We start from the raw sequence: 16,029 nt of genomic DNA, 5'->3' as shown, positions 1-16,029 counted from the left end.
GGTGATTAGCGCAACTTTAAAATTCAATAAAGCCAATTGGCTAAAGGCCATTCTTATTACCCTTGCTTGGGTAATGGGAGTGGCTTATCTGGTTCATACTTTTGAGCCTGGTTTAGGAATGGCAGCTTTGGATGTGGGATTCCATACATTTCTATTGATTTTGGGATATTTTTTCTTGGAAAATATCTTTCGATACTACACTCCGCAGGATAGGCAATTCTTGATTTTTTTATCATTCCCATTGGTTGTTTCTGTCATAATATTTTATGTTGGCAAGTATTCAATTGAGCTTGTTTTGATTCATCAGCAATCATATTTGGACTTTGTAAAAGAAATTCAAATTGTTAAGTTATTTGTGATTTTTTTGATGGTTTTGGGTTATGCTTTGTTGTTGCTTTTTCACTCTAGACTTGAAACGCAAATCAAAATGTTGGAAAGAGCAGAACAGATTGATAAGTTGGTTAAAGAGGCAGAATTGTATCAGTTAAGACAGCAGCTTCAGCCCCATTTTTTGTTCAATAGTCTAAATTCTATCAGCTCCCTAGTAAAGAGAAAGCCAGATGAAGCACGAGAGATGGTCTTGCAACTTTCGGAGTTTTTAAGGAAAACAATTAGAAAAGAAAATCAAAAATGGATTTCTGTAATTGAAGAAATTGAGTATTTACAACTATTTGTCGGAATAGAAAAAGTGCGATTTGGTCATAGGCTGGAGGTTGATTTTCAGTTTGATGAGAATTGCAAATCACTTCTGCTGCCTCAGTTGCTAGTGCAGCCACTTTTAGAAAATGCAGTCAAGCATGGGCTATATGGAGTCTTGGGTGCTGTGTTGATCAAGGTGAGCTTTGAATGCCACGAAGAGTATCTTTTTATCAAGATTACTAATCCTTTTGACCCTTCGGCAGGTCAGGCATCTGGAGAAAGCTTTGGTCAGCAAGCCATTCGAAGAAGGTTGTTTCTATTGTTTGGAAGAAATGATTTATTCCAAACTCAAAATCACGCAGAAGTATTTAAAGTAGAATTAAAAATCCCTCAAAATTATGATCAAAACAATTATCATTGATGATGAGCCATTGGCAACAGAAATTGTCCTGGAGTATTTGTCCGAGTTTGAGCAAATTCAAGTTTTGGCAGTCTGTCATGATGGTTTTGCTGGGTTGAAGGCTATCAAGGAATATGATCCAGACCTGATCTTCTTAGATGTTCAAATGCCTAAAATCACTGGTTTTGAGATGCTTGAATTGTTGGAGAATCCGCCGGCTGTGATTTTTACTACAGCTTATGATGAATATGCTATGAAAGCATTTGATACACATGCGATAGATTATCTGTTAAAACCTTTTTCAAAAGATAGGTTTGAAAAGGCGATGGAGAAATACCTCAAAACCGGGGAGCGGGTGGTTGGAGTTGGACAAGATGTTTCAAAACTGGAGCTGAAAGGGCCATCAGAGCGAATCGTTTTGAAGGATAGAAATGATATCAAGATTATCCCATACACTGAGATCATATACCTTGAAGCCAATGATGATTATGTAAACATCCATACAGTCGATGGCAAGTTTTTGAAAAACAAGACCATGAAGTTTTTTGAAAATGATTTGGACGCAAAGTTATTTGTGAGAGTCCACAGATCTTATATTGTAAAAATCACAGAAATCACCAAAATTGAATCTTACGAAAAAGATAGCTATATCGTAAAACTGAGATCAGGAGAATCCATTCCAGTAAGCAAGTCAGGATATCCCAAACTCAAAAAGGTATTGGGTGTATAAAAAAAGAATAAGAGCCACAAGGGCTCTTATTTTAATATTCGTCCTCGTTGAAGAAGAAATCATCTTTGGTAGGATAATCCGGCCAAATCTCTTCGATATTCTCGTAAGGCTCACCGTCATCCTCTAATTCTTGTAGGTTTTCTACAACTTCAAGAGGGGCACCTGATCTGATTCCATAGTCAATCAATTCGTCTTTGGTCGCAGGCCAAGGAGCATCTTCTAGATATGATGCAAGTTCTAATGTCCAGTACATAGTGTCAATGTTTTAATGTTTACCGCCTTAACGGAGTGCAAAAATAGAAATTGTTTTAAATTATCAATCTTAAACTCATTATTTGTTTGAAAGTTCCTTTAATATGAAATTTTTTACGTCTATTTTTCGTCTAAAAGCGCTTATTTTTCTTCTAAGCATTATTTCAAAATCAGGCTCAGTACTTTTGAAGTTTGCTGAATTCTCTTTAACTGTCTTTAGTTCACTTTCATCCCTACTGATCAAATCTCTAATTATGGAGATTTTGATTTTGTTCTGTTCTTCTTGTGATTTATCTCTAAAATCCGAATATTTGGAAAGAGCCAATTTATTTAGAAATGATTTTTCAAATACAATTTCTGAATAAAATATAAAATTTCTAGAAATCAAATTAGCATCCCTTGGTCTGGTTTGGCTAAGCGGTTTCCATTCATTTTGGAGCTTTCTACCTTGGGATACTGTCATGGGGGAGGTTTCCAGATATGCCAGTCTTTTCATTTCTTCCGCTAGCGCTTCCATTTTAGACAAAACCTCTCTAGGGCTCAACCTTGGGCCAGATTGCATTTCTCTTTTGAATCTGCTGAAAATTCTATTATTTAGCTTTGAAAACTCATCCCAAAGTGGCTGTCTTTTTTCTGCTGGTACTTTCCCCGAAGCTTTCCATTCTTTCTGGATTCTTTTGCTGATCTCAAAAGCTTTTTTAGCATCTGGATTGTTAAAAGCTTCTTGCGCTTGGATTACAAGTGACTCATAGATTTTTATATTCTCTTCTGCCTGTAAAGCGAGTCCTTCAAAAAAAAGTTTTCTATTGTCAAAGAAAGTATCTACTGCAGTGTTAAATGAAGTTTCAATTTCATCTTCATATTCTTTTTCTACAGGTCCAGTCTTGATCCAACGAAGCTTGATGTTTTTCAACTCTTCTGTGGTTTCTTTCCAATCAGTACTGTTTTTTATAGCCTCTGCTTCAAGAATCAGACCTCTTTTGATTTCAAGATTGCGCTCACGATTTACCTTGATGATTTCTTCAAGGTATGTTTCCAGCTTATTGAGGTCTTCTATCAATGGTACAAAATCTCCCAATGCATCAAATTGCATCAGGGAATCCCTCAAATGAATTAGCTTCATGAGGAAAGAGCCTTTGTTTTGATTCTCTTCAATATCTTTTTTAAGATTCTCTACTTTCTCTTTGACAGTAGCAAATCGATCTTCAAAGTACTTAAGGGTTGACGCCTCGTCTTCTTTCACTTCTCCGATGATACGATCGGGTTGGTTCAAAAATCCCTTTAGAAATACCTTATTGTCCTTAATGTATCCGTATGGATGCTCCATTTTGATTTAATAGGTTGTATTAGTTTTGGTTACTTTCTGCAAATTAATTAATTCAATCGCATTTATCCTAAGAAAGCCCTTTTTTTGCATCTTTGTCTTTCAGTTAATTTATATTAATAAAAAAACAAACCAATGAGCGGAGAAAAGATCATATTTTCAATGGCGGGGGTGTCGAAAGTTTATCCTCCACAGAAAAAAGTTCTGAAAGATATCTATTTGTCATTTTTTTACGGGGCAAAAATTGGCGTTTTGGGTCTCAATGGATCAGGGAAAAGTTCACTTTTGAAGATTATTGCAGGAATCGATAAGGAGTTTTTGGGTGAGGTAGTTTGGTCACCAGGCTACTCTGTAGGAATGCTCGAGCAAGAGCCACAGTTAGATCCAGCCAAAACTGTAAAGGATATTGTAGAAGAAGCCGTTTCCGAAACAGTCGCTTTACTGAAGGAATTCGAGGCAATCAATGAGCAATTCATGGATCCTGCCCTGATGGAAGATCCTGATGCCATGGATAAGCTGATCGAAAAGCAAGGAGATGTACAGCAAAAGCTTGACGCTGCCAATGCTTGGGAGTTGGAGACAATGTTGGAAAAAGCTATGGATGCCTTGAGGCTTCCTCCTAGTGATGCGATAGTGGGGAATTTATCTGGAGGTGAAAAAAGAAGGGTGGCACTTTGTAGACTTTTGCTCCAAGAGCCGGATGTGCTTTTGCTTGATGAACCTACCAACCACCTTGATGCAGAGTCTGTACTTTGGCTTGAGCAGCATTTGAAGCAATACAAAGGAACTGTAATCGCAGTGACCCACGATAGGTATTTCCTAGACAATGTTGCAGGATGGATTCTTGAGTTGGATAGGGGAGAAGGGATTCCATGGAAAGGAAATTATTCTTCTTGGCTTGACCAAAAGCAAAGCAGGTTGAAGCAAGAAGAAAAAACCGAATCCAAAAGACAGAAAACTCTTGAAAGAGAGTTGGAATGGATACGAATGACTCCTAAAGCACGTCAGGCTAAAGGAAAAGCACGTCTAAGCGCATACGATAAATTGGTCAGTGAAGAAGGCAAGGAAAGAGAAGCCAAGTTGGAGCTTTATATTCCGCCTGGACCAAGATTGGGAGCAAAAGTCATAGAAGTGAATAGCGTGTCAAAAGCATTTGGAGATAAATTGCTCTTTGAGGATTTGTCATTCAATTTACCTCAAGGTGGAATTGTCGGGATCATCGGACCAAATGGTGCTGGTAAATCTACTTTGTTCAAACTGATCACTGGAAGAGAAAAAGCTGATGCAGGGAACTTCGAAGTAGGGGAGACAGTGAAGCTAGCTTATGTGGATCAGGAGCATGATAGTTTGGATCCAAATAAGTCTGTCTATGAATCTATTTCCGGTGGAAATGAAATCATGAAGCTAGGCAATAAAGAAATGAATTCTCGTGCTTACGTAGGGAAATTCAATTTCACAGGTTCAGATCAGGAGAAAAAAGTTGGCGTACTCTCTGGAGGAGAAAGGAACCGAGTGCATTTGGCAATGACCTTGAAAGAAGGAGGGAACTTGCTTTTACTCGATGAGCCTACCAATGACTTGGATGTGAATACGCTTAGAGCTTTGGAAGAGGCATTGGAGAATTTTGGTGGATGTGCAGTGATCATTTCCCACGATAGATGGTTCTTGGATAGGATTTGTACCCATATCTTGGCATTTGAGGGAGATTCTCAGGTGTATTGGTTTGAAGGCAACTTCTCAGATTATGAAGAGAATAAGAAAAAACGCCTTGGCGATCTGACTCCCAAAAGGATTAAGTATAAGCCTTTGAGGTAGAATTATTAGCTGGAAAAACAAAAACCACCAAAGCAGAAATGATCCTGTTGTTGGTGGTTTTTTTTGTTAAAGTACTTTTATCCTAATTCCGCTTAAGAAAACAAAGTTTTCTTAAGCGGACGAACATAGAATCCATTAGTGTCCGATGACAATAATTATCAAAGTCAAAAGTAGCTTAGAAATTGATCCTGTTCAGCAGAAATTATGTTGAAAGTACAATCTCTTTTTTTATTGAAGGTGAAGAGTGTTTTTTATTTGGGATTTTTCTGTCAAGAAGTACTGTGATCAGTCCACCGAATGCACAAAGTGCCATCATGATGACCATTGGCATGGCAGTGCCATTGTGGATGAAGCTGACTGTGGCAGAGACTATCCCTCCCATTGCCATACGCATGCTTCCCAATAAAGCAGAAGCACTTCCTGCACTTTTTGCAAATGGAGCCAGTGATAGCGCTGCTGCATTAGGCTGGTTAAGACCATGTGCTGTGAGGAATACAAACATTGTGATAACCAAACCTTGCACATTGAAAATGTTAAGCCAGAGACCGAGGATTAGGAACAGGCCAGTTAGCGTCTGATAAATCAATGAGAATTGGATAATCTCTCGACTCGAGAATTTTTTCAGCAAATAGTGGTTGAGCTGTGTAGAGCCGATCATAGCGAATGCCAGAAACCCAAAAATCAAACCGTACTCTTGCTCAGTGACTTGGTAGATATTCATGAATACATTGGCAGAGCCAGCGATATAGGCAAAAGGGGCGGCTCCTGCAATTCCTCCTGCAAGCATATAGGTGAGAAATTGCCTTTGTTTTAGCACCGATTTATAATTTACAAAAACCTTTACCGGGTTCAGGGATAGATTTTTCTCTGGAGCGGCACCTTCGGGCAGGTAAAAAACTGCCGCTAGTAAGATGACAGCTGTGATTGCTGCCAATACCAAGAATACAGAATGCCAATGAAAATGTGCAGTCATATAACCACCAACAGTAGGTGCTATCATTGGCGATACAGCGATCACTAAGGTAAGTAATGCCAATACCTGAGCAGTCTTGTTGATTGGGAAAATGTCCCTTACCAGTGCCTGTGCAGCTACCATGCCGACACATCCCCCGATCGCTTGGAGAAATCTCATGATAATCAGGTTTTCTACAGAAGCTGCATATGCACAAAGAATAGATGCGATGATATAAATCAGCATTCCCAGGACCAATGGTTTTTTTCTTCCATACTTATCCAATAAGGGCCCGTAAAACAACTGCCCAATGGCAATCCCCACCAAGTAACTTGTAAGGGAAAGTTGGATCTTGGAAATACTGACACCAAGGTCTTTGGCCATTGCAGGGAATCCTGGCAAGTACATGTCTATTGAAAAAGGGCTGATGGTACTCAAAGCCCCCAAAATCAATATAATTACAAAATGTTCTCTTTTCTTCATTGTTTATCCTTTGCTGAATCTGAAAAATCAAAACTCTTTCAGAGAGGATATTTTGGGCATAAAAAAACAACAGGCATTTTTAAATTTGAGTTCTTTTGGGATACTTTTTTTTGGTTAGTTGGGAGTATGAAAAAATAGAGCTTTTGATTTTGAATGAATTTCAACTGTGTTTTCTTCTATGTAGGTAGAGGCTTTACCCTAACTCTAGGCTTTCAATTATTTCTTTAAGTTCATTTTGTTTTAGGTCAGCCTTTTCTCCCTTGTCATAAATTGTTAGAAGGTAAACCGTTTCGGTATAAATATACAGGTGAGAAATGATTCTAGCACCTCCTCTTTTTCCTTTTCCCTTGGAAGCAATAGCTAAACGGATTTTATAGCAACTGTTCCCAATATATGCTCCCATTTCTGGGTTTTTAGAAATATCTTCAATGAGTCCTGAAAATTCGCTTTTTAGCGAAGGGAATTTTTTAACCAGTCGCTTTAGTTCTTTTTCAAAACGAAATGTTGGGATGATGCTATAATTCATCCAAAAGTTCTTGAGCAGATTTTAACTTGACTTTTCCTTGTTTATGTTGACGAACCTGTTCCGTAGCTTCTTTGAGTTCGTTCCATAGTTCGATTCCAGCTATTGACATAGGTTTTGCATTTTTTATAAAAGATAAGCTTTTTAAGACTTTCATTCCAAAAGTTGCTTCATTATCAGGTATCTCAATAATAATTTTCATTTCTTTTAAATTATATAAATGGATTAACGCATAACGCATGTATTGAAGTTACAAAATAAACTAAAGAACTTCAATATATCTAACGTATTCTATCCTCGGGATTTTTATAGTACCGAAATATTTTTTGATTGAATAGGTCATTAATTCACCTTTAATGTAGAAATCCAATTAATTTATTATGTGTATCCACTTTCTTGCACTTAGCCAAGCAATAGATTATTGGATGAACGATTTGTGGTTCTGTTGACTGTGAACTGTTGTCTGATGACGAGTATCCGCATGATCTTGCCTGAATTTGGTTTACACATTAGTGTCTAGTGTCAGGTTTTGATTCTTCGTTTAATTTATTTGGGCTTTTTAGGAAAGGCCATTATCTATTTCCTTTTTTATTACTCACTTTCAACTTTTTTGAAATATCAATTAGTCTTAGAGCATATTTTTGTTTCTTTGCTGTCGATTTTCAAAAACCAGTATTATGAGAACTTTGTTGCTTAGGCCTGGAGCCGAAGAGTTGAATTATGAAATCAGGGGGATAGTCAAAAAAGCCAGACTAATAGAGTCGCTTGGGCAGACTATTACATGGGAAAATATCGGTGATCCAATCCAAAAAAACAACATTGTCCCAGCTTGGATGAAGGAGATTGTCTCTGATTTGGTTAGTCAAGATAAATCTTATGGCTATGCTGATTCCAAGGGGGTACTGGAAACTCGAAAATACTTGGCAGATTTGAACAATGAGAAAGGTGGGAGTCAGATTTCGGCTGATGATGTTCTGTTTTTCAATGGTTTGGGGGATGCTATTGCCAAGTTGTATCAATTTTTGATTCCTACAGCAAGGATAATTGGCCCATCACCTGCTTATAGTACACATAGCTCTGCGGAAGCGGCACATGCAAATACAGCTCCGATTACCTACAAGCTTGATCCAGATAACCAATGGTTGCCTGATATGGATGACCTTTACAATAAAGTAAAGTACAACCCAACTATCGTCGGCATCTTGATTATCAATCCGGATAACCCCACAGGCATGGTTTATCCAAAAGAGGTTCTGGAGGGATTTGTGAAGATCGCAAGGGAATTCAAGTTGTTGCTGATTGCAGATGAAATCTACCAAAATATCACTTATAATGGAGTCAATGCCGTAGCGCTTTCGGAAGTGATTGGAGATTTGCCTGCCATTTCCTTAAAAGGAATTTCCAAGGAATTCCCGTGGCCGGGATCTCGATGTGGTTGGATGGAGTTTTATAACCGTGAAGCTTCAAAGGAGTTCAGTAAGTTTGTGCTGACTTTGGAGAATGCGAAGATGATAGAGGTGTGCTCTACGATTCTACCTCAATTGTCCATTCCTAAAATAATGAGTCATCCTGAATACAAAAGCTATAGGCATGAAGCTAATTTGAAGATAGGCAAGAGAAGTCAGATTATGGAGGATATTCTCTCTGGAATCGACGGAATCAAGTTCAACCCGACCAAAGGTGCATTCTACAATACGATCGTATTTGATGAAAGCTATTTGAATGCTTCGCAAAAGCTGGAGGTGGAAAACACAGAAATAAAAACCTTATTGGAAACATGGCTTGGGGAAGAAAATATGCCTTTGGATAAGCGATTTGTCTATTTTCTATTGGCATCAACGGGGATTTGTGTTGTGCCGATCAGTTCATTTTGTTCGGATTTGAGAGGGTTTAGAGTGACTTTGCTTGAAGAGAACGAAGATACTTTTAGAGACACATTCAATAAATTAGGTGAAGCTATTAGGGCTTATTTGGGGTCTTAAAAGTTGAAAAAATAATGATGTCATTGAGACTGAAAATGGATGCTTTAACGAAAAATCATTAACTTTAAACTGTTATGGGAGCAATAAATATAAAAGAAGAAATAAGATCTCTGATCGAGAAAGAAAATGACCATCATGTTTTAGAGCTAATAAAAAATTTGTTGACCAAGTCAAGTTTAGAACCTATTCTGAAAGAAAAGTTAACTTCAAGAGCATTAAATGCTGAAAAAAATATTAGAGAAGGTGAAGTTTATACAAGGGAAGAAGTAGAGAAAAAGCTTGAGAACAGCTTAGGTATATGAAAGTTATTTATACTGAACAGTCTTTTTAAAGTTTAAAAGAAATCATTCAGTTTTTGATGAAATCCCAAAAGATTCCGTTGGGAAAAGCTCAAGAAATAGGGGTGGAGTTGTTAGATAAGGCTGATAGTTTGATTGATAATCCAGAAAAAGGCCAGTTTGAAGAATATTTGGAACATTTGGGAAAAGGACATAGAAGATTAGTGGAGGGGGATTTCAAAATAATTTACCGTATTGAGTCTGAAAAAGTGTACATGACAGATTTTTTTGATACTAGACAAGCACCTGAAAAAATGAAGGGATAAATTGTTTTTCGTTTAAAGTCCGATGGTATATTTTATTGGAAAGTAGTTTAAACAATTGGATGTTAAGGATGTGATCAATCCCATGCTTTCATCATTTTATTTTCTGTTTTTCCCTAATTCCCCGTTCTCCACATCGCACGGTAAAATGATTCCCGAAAATCTTCTGGAGATTCATTATATGAAATACCTTCATGCTCTCTTACTTCGATTGTTGAGGAAGGAGGAGCGAATTTTTCCTCCAAATCCTCTACTGGATTTTTAAGAAGTGCGTTTAGGTCAGGCTGTCCAGCGTCAATCCATGCACTATACCAGAAGTCAGCGATCATCTTTATTGATTTCTTCATCTGTCTTTCTATTTGACCAGAAAGCATGTCGTTGTATGCTTTTGTGAATTCCTTTGAATATACTTTGGTGTTGATGCCTCCTCTTTCCTCGAAACTGTATTTTTTGTCCTCTGGAAATCTTTGTGTCAGGATTTTCTCAAAATTCAAAACAGAATCCAAGGCTAAATGCGCTCCAATAATTGCATCCCAAGCTTCAAGTTGTGTATTGGGGATATATTCAGCTTGTCCAACAAAAAAATCAAAGTCATCAGAAAGCAACTCAGGTACCCTACTTTCCCAAAAACCATGAATTCCATATTGATTTGTTAGTTGCCCATTGTAATTCCTCGTAGTATGCAAAGGGACATTGATGTCACCAATGTAATGGCCCAAATCAGCTGCCAGTCTAAGGATTGCTTTTTGGTCTTTTCTTTTGAAAGCCTCCGTCAATTGGTTTTTGGTATTGTAAGCGTTCCATGGTCCGATTCCATGTTTTCGCAATTCTTCTTCACCAAATTTCTCTACGGCTTGATTCCAGTATCTTGGCAAAGTGTAAACAGCACTGTCACCATAAACGTCAGCATCCAAGAAATGCTTCTCTGCTTCTCCTTTGACTGCATAGCGTCTTCTGTCAGGATTTACAGCATTTTCGGTGATGAATTGAATGTTTGATTTGAAGAAGCCAATCATTTCGGGAGGCAACGAAAAGACAGCGAGCCTATTGATACGCTTGTGGGCAAAAAATCCCCAAGCAATGATGTCAGTGCTCAAGAAGAAAAGTATAAATATGAAAGCTAAAAATTTACGCATATTCAAAAATAATAAAAAAATCAGAATTCAGATAACAAAAATTAATGCTACATTTGTAGCTCTAAGGCGGTATTAGAAATAAAATTCACCTGATTTCTCAACTTTACTAGGTTTAGCGAAGAAATCCTTTTGCGTTTAAAAATTAATCCATTAACTTTGCACTCCGTTTAGGACTAAGGGGATTGTTAAAGAAATTAAGTAAACTAAGATATGGCAAATCACAAATCGGCAATTAAAAGAATTCGTGCAAACGAAGCCAAACGTTTGAGAAACAGATATCAGGCCAAGACAACAAGGACTTTTATCAAAAGATTGAAATTGACTACTGATAAAGTAGAAGCTCAGGAGCTTTTGAAGAAAGTTACATCTATGATTGATAAATTGGCTAAGAAAAATATCATTCATAAGAACAACGCTTCGAACAAAAAATCAAAATTGACTAGATTAGTCAATTCTTTGGCTTAAAATTAAGCTGAACAAAATATATCAAAGCTTTAATCGAAAGATTAAGGCTTTTTTTGTTTCATTAAAAATGTTATTTTTATTTTCTGTATATCCTATTTTCTTCCGGAAGGTAGATAAGATTTTTTGTTTAGACTAATGGCTAATCTTCAAATGGTCAAAATCTTTTCAACAATATGATGGAAGAGTGTCGGTTTACGATGTTTTATTTATTTAGAGTTAGCAGACTTTTAAACTTTACACTTTTATGGAAGATTACCAATCAATCAAGATCTCTGCATTGGCAGAAGAAGACAGACCACGAGAAAAATTGCTTTTAAAAGGCAGGTCAGCTTTGTCAGACGCCGAACTGATAGCAATCCTGATAGGTTCTGGTACCAAATCTTTAAGTGCTGTAGATCTTTCCAGATATATCTTGGCATCTGTGAATTATGACCTGAGTGCTTTGGCAAAAATGTCAGTCAAAGACTTGCAACGCTTCAAAGGGATCGGAGAGGCAAAAGCAATTTCCATTGTAAGTGCTTTGGAGCTTGGTAGAAGAAGAAAAAACAGAGATCCCCAAAAACGACTTCGAATCACTTCCTCTTCTGATGCCTATGATTTGATGAAACCGGATCTTATGGATGAGACAGTTGAGTCTTTCTACATTATTATTTTGGATAGAAACAATAATCTCCTCAAAAAACAACTCGTTAGTCGTGGAGGTTCAAATTCGACTGTTGTTGACCCAAAAGTGATATTTAAATATGCATTGGAAGTAATGGCTAATTCGATAATTTTGGTACATAATCATCCTTCTGGCAATCTCAAACCTTCTGAGCAAGACAAAAGATTGACAGAAAAATTAGTGAAAGCGGGAGAAAATCTTGATGTAACCGTAATCGATCATGTTATATTCGCAGATTGTGGCTATTTTAGCTTCGCAGATGAAGGAATAATTTAAAAACATGAGTACTAAGAATATTTTATTGACAGTCGTAGCATTGGTTGTCATGGCAGCAGTTGCATATACGTTGACGAGTTCGGATGATCCAGACGCTTATTTAGAAAGGGTGGAGAGTGAAAGAGATAAGCAGTTTAAGTTTTTGAAATACAATGAAGATTCTCCACTAAGTAAAGAACAGAAAGCTGCGTTGGGCAATTTGAGCTTTTACGAAATTGATCCTGCTTTTAAAATTCGGGCAAAGATGGTTGCTGTAGAAGATAGGAAAGTAATGGAGTTACCCATGACCGATGGTTCTATTGAAAAATATATAAAACACTCCTATCTAGAGTTTGACTTAAAAGGATCTCCACAAAAATTACTCCTTCTCCAGTCTTTTAATGAAGTAGACAAAAGAAATTTCTTTTTGGCTTTTGCGGATGCTACTAGCGGGGGAGATACATATGGTGGAGGAAGATATCTCAATTTACGTCAAGATGGCAAAAACAGTATTTCCATAGATTTTAATCTAGCCTATAATCCTTACTGTGCCTATAATCCTGATTTTGCGTGCCCACTTCCTCCGAAAGAGAACTTGATGGAAATAGCTATTGAGGCAGGAGAAAAAGATTATTCTGTAAAGAAAGATTGATTTTTCAGAGCATTTTTGACTTTTCTTAAGAAAAATAAAAAAATAGCCTCTTTTACCTTCTTGCCTATTCCATTTCTCTTAAATTTGTGCCTTATTCTGAAACAACATTGAATTCATGAAAATTTCCATAAATAGATTAAAAGATTTTATCGTACTAGATCAATCCTCGGAGGAGATAGCATCCTTATTGACTGGATCAGGCTTGGAGGTCGAGGGTGTTGAGCTTTTCGAATCTATCAAGGGAGGTCTGGAAGGTGTGGTCATTGGAGAAGTATTGACATGTGAAAGACATCCTAATGCAGATAAATTAAGTATTACAACTGTTGATATAGGCTCAGAAATAGTTCCTATCGTATGTGGTGCGCCTAATGTCGCTGCAGGACAAAAAGTGGTTGTAGCTACAGAAGGATGTACACTTTACCCTGGGACTGGTGAACCTTTTCAAATCAAAAAAGCAAAAATCAGAGGGGAGGTATCCCAAGGAATGATCTGTGCTGAGGATGAAATCGGACTTGGTGAAAGTCATGCTGGGATCATGGTTTTAGACACAGATTTACCAAATGGAACTTCAGCTTCTGAGTATTTCAAAGTAGAAAAAGGCGATGTTTTGGAGATTGGATTGACACCCAATAGAGCTGATGCTGCATCTCATTTAGGTGTAGCAAGAGACCTCAAAGCATTATTGAATAGAGAAGTTTGCTTGCCATCAGTAGAAGATTTCAAAGTAGATAATACAAGCTTAACTATCCCTGTTTCTATAGAAAATCCGAATGATTGCCCAAGATATGCAGGACTTACAATTTCCGATTTGAAAGTAGGTCCTTCACCCGCTTGGTTGCAAAATTATTTGAAAGCTTTGGATTTGGAGCCGATCAACAACATTGTAGATATCACTAATTTTATCCTACACGACCTAGGGCAACCTCTTCATGCATTTGATGCCGACTATATTAGCGGAGGTAAGATCAATGTGAAGAAGCTAGACAAAGGAACTCCTTTTGTGACTTTGGATGACAAAGAAAGAAAATTGTCTGGAGAAGAGTTGATGATATGTGATGCTGAAAAAGGTTTGTGCATAGCGGGTGTTTTTGGAGGAAAAGGATCTGGCGTGTCAGATCAAACTACAAAAATTTTCCTGGAGAGCGCCTATTTCTCACCTGATATTATCAGAAAAGGGAGCCAATTTCATGGTTTGAAAACTGATGCTTCTTTTAGGTTTGAAAGGGGTACAGATCCAAACATGCCAATCTATGCACTCAAAAGGGCAGCGCTCTTGATCAAAGAACTGGCTGGAGGAGAAATTTCTTCTGAGATCCTTGACCTCTATCCTAATCCAATAGCTGATTTTGAAATTGCTGTTCTCTACAAACACATTGATAGGCTGATTGGCAAGCATATCCCGAAAGAAACCGTGAAGTCGATTTTGAATGGCTTGGATATCCAAGTAGTCAATGAAAGCGAAGAGGGATTTACAGCAATAGTGAAGCCTTATAGAGTTGATGTGACTAGGGAAGCTGATGTGATTGAAGAGGTGTTGAGGATTTATGGATTTGAAAATGTCGCATTGTCAGAGAATCTGAATGCAGATTTTCTTGCCGAGCATCCAAGCAAAGATTTGAACAAGCTACAGTATAGACTTAGTGAAGTTCTCTCTGGTCTTGGATACTTTGAGATCATTACAAATTCCCTCACAAAACCAATTTACGTTGAGAAATCTGCTTATCTTCAATCAGAAAACAATGTCGTGATTCTGAATAAACTGAGCGAGGACTTAGGCGTTATGAGGCAGAGTCTTCTTTTCACTGGCTTGGAAGTTTTGTCTCACAATATCAACAGAAGGCAAAAGGACTTAAAGTTATTTGAGTTTGGATCAGTTTATTTCAAAGAAGGGGAAAGTTACCGTGAAGAAAAGAGACTTTCGATTTTCTTGACAGGGGAAAAGACAGCAGAAAGCTGGCTTGAACCATCGAAGGAAGTTCAGTTTCCAGATTTGTATGCAGTTGTAGAGTTGATTTTGGAAAAGCTGAACATAGATAATACTACGGTTGAGATTGTCCATGAATCACCTTTCGATTATGCTTTGCAAATAAATTTGGGGGCAAAAGTGTTGGGTACTGTTGGCTTGCTTGATGGAAGTATCACCAGACTTGCTGAAGTAAAGCAATCAGTCCTATTTGCTGAGTTAAACTGGGACTTATTGGCTAAAAAGTCTAAAGGATTAAAAAAGTATGGGGAAATATCAAAATTCCCAGAAGTACGAAGGGATTTGTCGCTTGTGATTGATAAAAAGATTACATTTGATGAAATCAAAAAAGTTGCATTAAAGGCCGGAGGGAAGTTATTGCAAAAAATTGGTGTATTTGACGTTTACCAAGGAGATAAAATTGATGCTAGTAAAAAGGCTTATGCATTGAGCTTTTATCTTCAAGATACAGAGAATACGCTGACAGATAAAGTTATTGATAAAACAATGAGCCGTTTGATACAAGGCTTTGAGAATGAAGTCGGAGCATTTATCAGAAAATAGAAAATGATTCACGAAGAACTCCAACGATTAGAAAAGCTCACCTCTCAAGTTGGTAAAAAACTTGAGCAGGTAGAAGAACAAAATCTGATGCTAAAGCATGAGGTTGATTTCTTGAGGTCAAGCCTAAAAGAAAGGGATGCGGCGTTGGAGGATTTTAAAAATCAAATTAAAATTACTAAACTTGTAAACAGCATACCAGTGGAAAACATTGAGTCTGCCGAGTTGAGAGAAAGGATTAATAATTATATAAAGGAAATCGATAATATAATTGCCTATTTGTCTGAATGATATGGAAACACTTTCTGTGAAAATCAAAATTGGAGATCGAGAGTATCCAATGAAAGTAAAAGTAGAGGATGAGGCGAAAATCAGACACGCAGGAAAATTGATTAATGATAAAATAAAAAGATATAGAGAAGAATTTGGATTGGATGACAAACAAGATCTATTGGCTATGGTAGCCTTTGATTGTATGGTGGAATCCATGGAGCAGGACAAGATCAATTCTGATGATAGTGAATTGATCAAAGAAACTTTAACCAAAATAAATAAAGATCTGACTAATCTTCTGTAATTATTGCTTATCACTCACTCCGCGTACTTTTTGCTTTCCTATAAGGTATTTATAG

General features: G+C 37.3%; 18 protein-coding genes. 12 read left to right on the top strand and 6 right to left on the bottom strand.

The features are described 5' to 3' along the window. Window position 1: 1 nt before the first annotated feature. Together MM213_RS20945 and MM213_RS09420 are read left to right on the top strand one after the other, a co-directional pair. Entirely contained in the window at window positions 2-1,060 is a 1,059-nt protein-coding gene (locus tag MM213_RS20945) for a sensor histidine kinase (protein ID WP_241411673.1), read from the top strand. Then, window positions 1,038-1,769, top strand: a complete 732-nt coding sequence (locus MM213_RS09420; protein WP_241411671.1) for a LytR/AlgR family response regulator transcription factor — start codon at window positions 1,038-1,040, stop codon at window positions 1,767-1,769. The genes MM213_RS20945 and MM213_RS09420 overlap by 23 nt, the downstream gene beginning before the upstream one ends. Window positions 1,770-1,800: 31 nt before the next feature. Here MM213_RS09420 and MM213_RS09415 read toward each other — a convergent pair whose 3' ends face one another. Beyond that, entirely contained in the window at window positions 1,801-2,022 is a 222-nt protein-coding gene (locus tag MM213_RS09415; protein WP_226390688.1) for a DUF2795 domain-containing protein, read from the bottom strand. Between the two features lie 78 nt (window positions 2,023-2,100). Continuing rightward, the gene (locus MM213_RS09410; protein WP_241411670.1) at window positions 2,101-3,348 is read right to left on the bottom strand and encodes a DUF349 domain-containing protein; all 1,248 of its coding nucleotides are present in this window, start codon (window positions 3,346-3,348) and stop codon (window positions 2,101-2,103) included. A gap of 132 nt (window positions 3,349-3,480) precedes the next feature. On the opposite strand from MM213_RS09410, the gene ettA reads away from it, so the two are divergent. Beyond that, a complete protein-coding gene (gene ettA, locus MM213_RS09405; protein WP_241411669.1) occupies window positions 3,481-5,160 on the top strand; it encodes an energy-dependent translational throttle protein EttA in 1,680 nt (559 codons plus the stop codon). Between the two features lie 202 nt (window positions 5,161-5,362). Here ettA and MM213_RS09400 read toward each other — a convergent pair whose 3' ends face one another. From MM213_RS09400 to MM213_RS09390, 3 genes are all read right to left on the bottom strand, one after another. Next, window positions 5,363-6,595, bottom strand: coding sequence for a Bcr/CflA family multidrug efflux MFS transporter (locus MM213_RS09400; RefSeq protein WP_241411667.1), 1,233 nt, complete (start codon window positions 6,593-6,595; stop codon window positions 5,363-5,365). A 193-nt stretch (window positions 6,596-6,788) separates the two neighbouring features. Beyond that, window positions 6,789-7,121 (bottom strand): type II toxin-antitoxin system RelE/ParE family toxin, encoded by a 333-nt coding sequence (locus MM213_RS09395; RefSeq protein ID WP_241411665.1) that lies wholly within the window; start codon window positions 7,119-7,121, stop codon window positions 6,789-6,791. Further along, window positions 7,111-7,320, bottom strand: a complete 210-nt coding sequence (locus tag MM213_RS09390; protein ID WP_241411663.1) for a hypothetical protein — start codon at window positions 7,318-7,320, stop codon at window positions 7,111-7,113. The genes MM213_RS09395 and MM213_RS09390 overlap by 11 nt, the downstream gene beginning before the upstream one ends. A 475-nt stretch (window positions 7,321-7,795) precedes the next feature. On the opposite strand from MM213_RS09390, the gene MM213_RS09385 reads away from it, so the two are divergent. The 3 genes from MM213_RS09385 to MM213_RS09375 all read left to right on the top strand — a co-directional run bounded on the left by MM213_RS09385 (window position 7,796) and on the right by MM213_RS09375 (window position 9,704). Beyond that, window positions 7,796-9,100 carry a pyridoxal phosphate-dependent aminotransferase gene (locus MM213_RS09385; RefSeq protein ID WP_241411661.1) on the top strand — a complete coding sequence of 435 codons (1,305 nt, stop codon included), beginning with the start codon at window positions 7,796-7,798 and terminating at the stop codon, window positions 9,098-9,100. A 74-nt stretch (window positions 9,101-9,174) separates the two neighbouring features. Continuing rightward, the gene (locus MM213_RS09380; protein WP_241411660.1) at window positions 9,175-9,402 is read left to right on the top strand and encodes a hypothetical protein; all 228 of its coding nucleotides are present in this window, start codon (window positions 9,175-9,177) and stop codon (window positions 9,400-9,402) included. Window positions 9,403-9,443: 41 nt separating this feature from the next. After that, window positions 9,444-9,704, top strand: a complete 261-nt coding sequence (locus MM213_RS09375; protein ID WP_369413895.1) for a type II toxin-antitoxin system RelE/ParE family toxin — start codon at window positions 9,444-9,446, stop codon at window positions 9,702-9,704. A 113-nt stretch (window positions 9,705-9,817) separates the two neighbouring features. Here the strand turns inward: MM213_RS09375 and MM213_RS09370 are convergent, their stop codons facing one another. Then, entirely contained in the window at window positions 9,818-10,837 is a 1,020-nt protein-coding gene (locus MM213_RS09370) for a zinc dependent phospholipase C family protein (RefSeq protein ID WP_241411656.1), read from the bottom strand. Between the two features lie 210 nt (window positions 10,838-11,047). Here MM213_RS09370 and rpsT point away from each other — a divergent pair, with 210 nt between their 5' ends. The 6 genes from rpsT (at window position 11,048) to MM213_RS09340 (ending at window position 15,974) form a co-directional block, all read left to right on the top strand. Continuing rightward, window positions 11,048-11,302, top strand: coding sequence for a 30S ribosomal protein S20 (gene rpsT / locus MM213_RS09365; RefSeq protein ID WP_241276327.1), 255 nt, complete (start codon window positions 11,048-11,050; stop codon window positions 11,300-11,302). A gap of 244 nt (window positions 11,303-11,546) precedes the next feature. Then, window positions 11,547-12,242 carry a RadC family protein gene (gene radC / locus MM213_RS09360; RefSeq protein ID WP_241411654.1) on the top strand — a complete coding sequence of 232 codons (696 nt, stop codon included), beginning with the start codon at window positions 11,547-11,549 and terminating at the stop codon, window positions 12,240-12,242. A 4-nt stretch (window positions 12,243-12,246) separates the two neighbouring features. Beyond that, window positions 12,247-12,873, top strand: a complete 627-nt coding sequence (locus MM213_RS09355) for a DUF1684 domain-containing protein (protein ID WP_241411651.1) — start codon at window positions 12,247-12,249, stop codon at window positions 12,871-12,873. 115 nt (window positions 12,874-12,988) lie between these two features. After that, window positions 12,989-15,400: a phenylalanine--tRNA ligase subunit beta gene (gene pheT, locus MM213_RS09350; RefSeq protein ID WP_241411649.1), complete on the top strand. Its 2,412-nt coding sequence runs from the start codon at window positions 12,989-12,991 to the stop codon at window positions 15,398-15,400. A 3-nt stretch (window positions 15,401-15,403) separates the two neighbouring features. Then, window positions 15,404-15,688 (top strand): hypothetical protein, encoded by a 285-nt coding sequence (locus MM213_RS09345; protein ID WP_241411647.1) that lies wholly within the window; start codon window positions 15,404-15,406, stop codon window positions 15,686-15,688. 1 nt (window position 15,689) lies between these two features. Next, on the top strand, window positions 15,690-15,974 hold the full coding sequence (locus MM213_RS09340) for a cell division protein ZapA (RefSeq protein WP_241276332.1): 285 nt from the start codon (window positions 15,690-15,692) through the stop codon (window positions 15,972-15,974). Window positions 15,975-16,029 lie beyond the last annotated feature (55 nt).

Origin of the sequence: Belliella alkalica, from assembly GCF_022549785.1 — a bacterium.
Classification (GTDB): Bacteria; Bacteroidota; Bacteroidia; order Cytophagales; family Cyclobacteriaceae; genus Belliella; species Belliella alkalica.
Note: the sequence above shows the minus strand (reverse complement) of the source record. Positions and strands in the feature narration are given on the sequence as shown.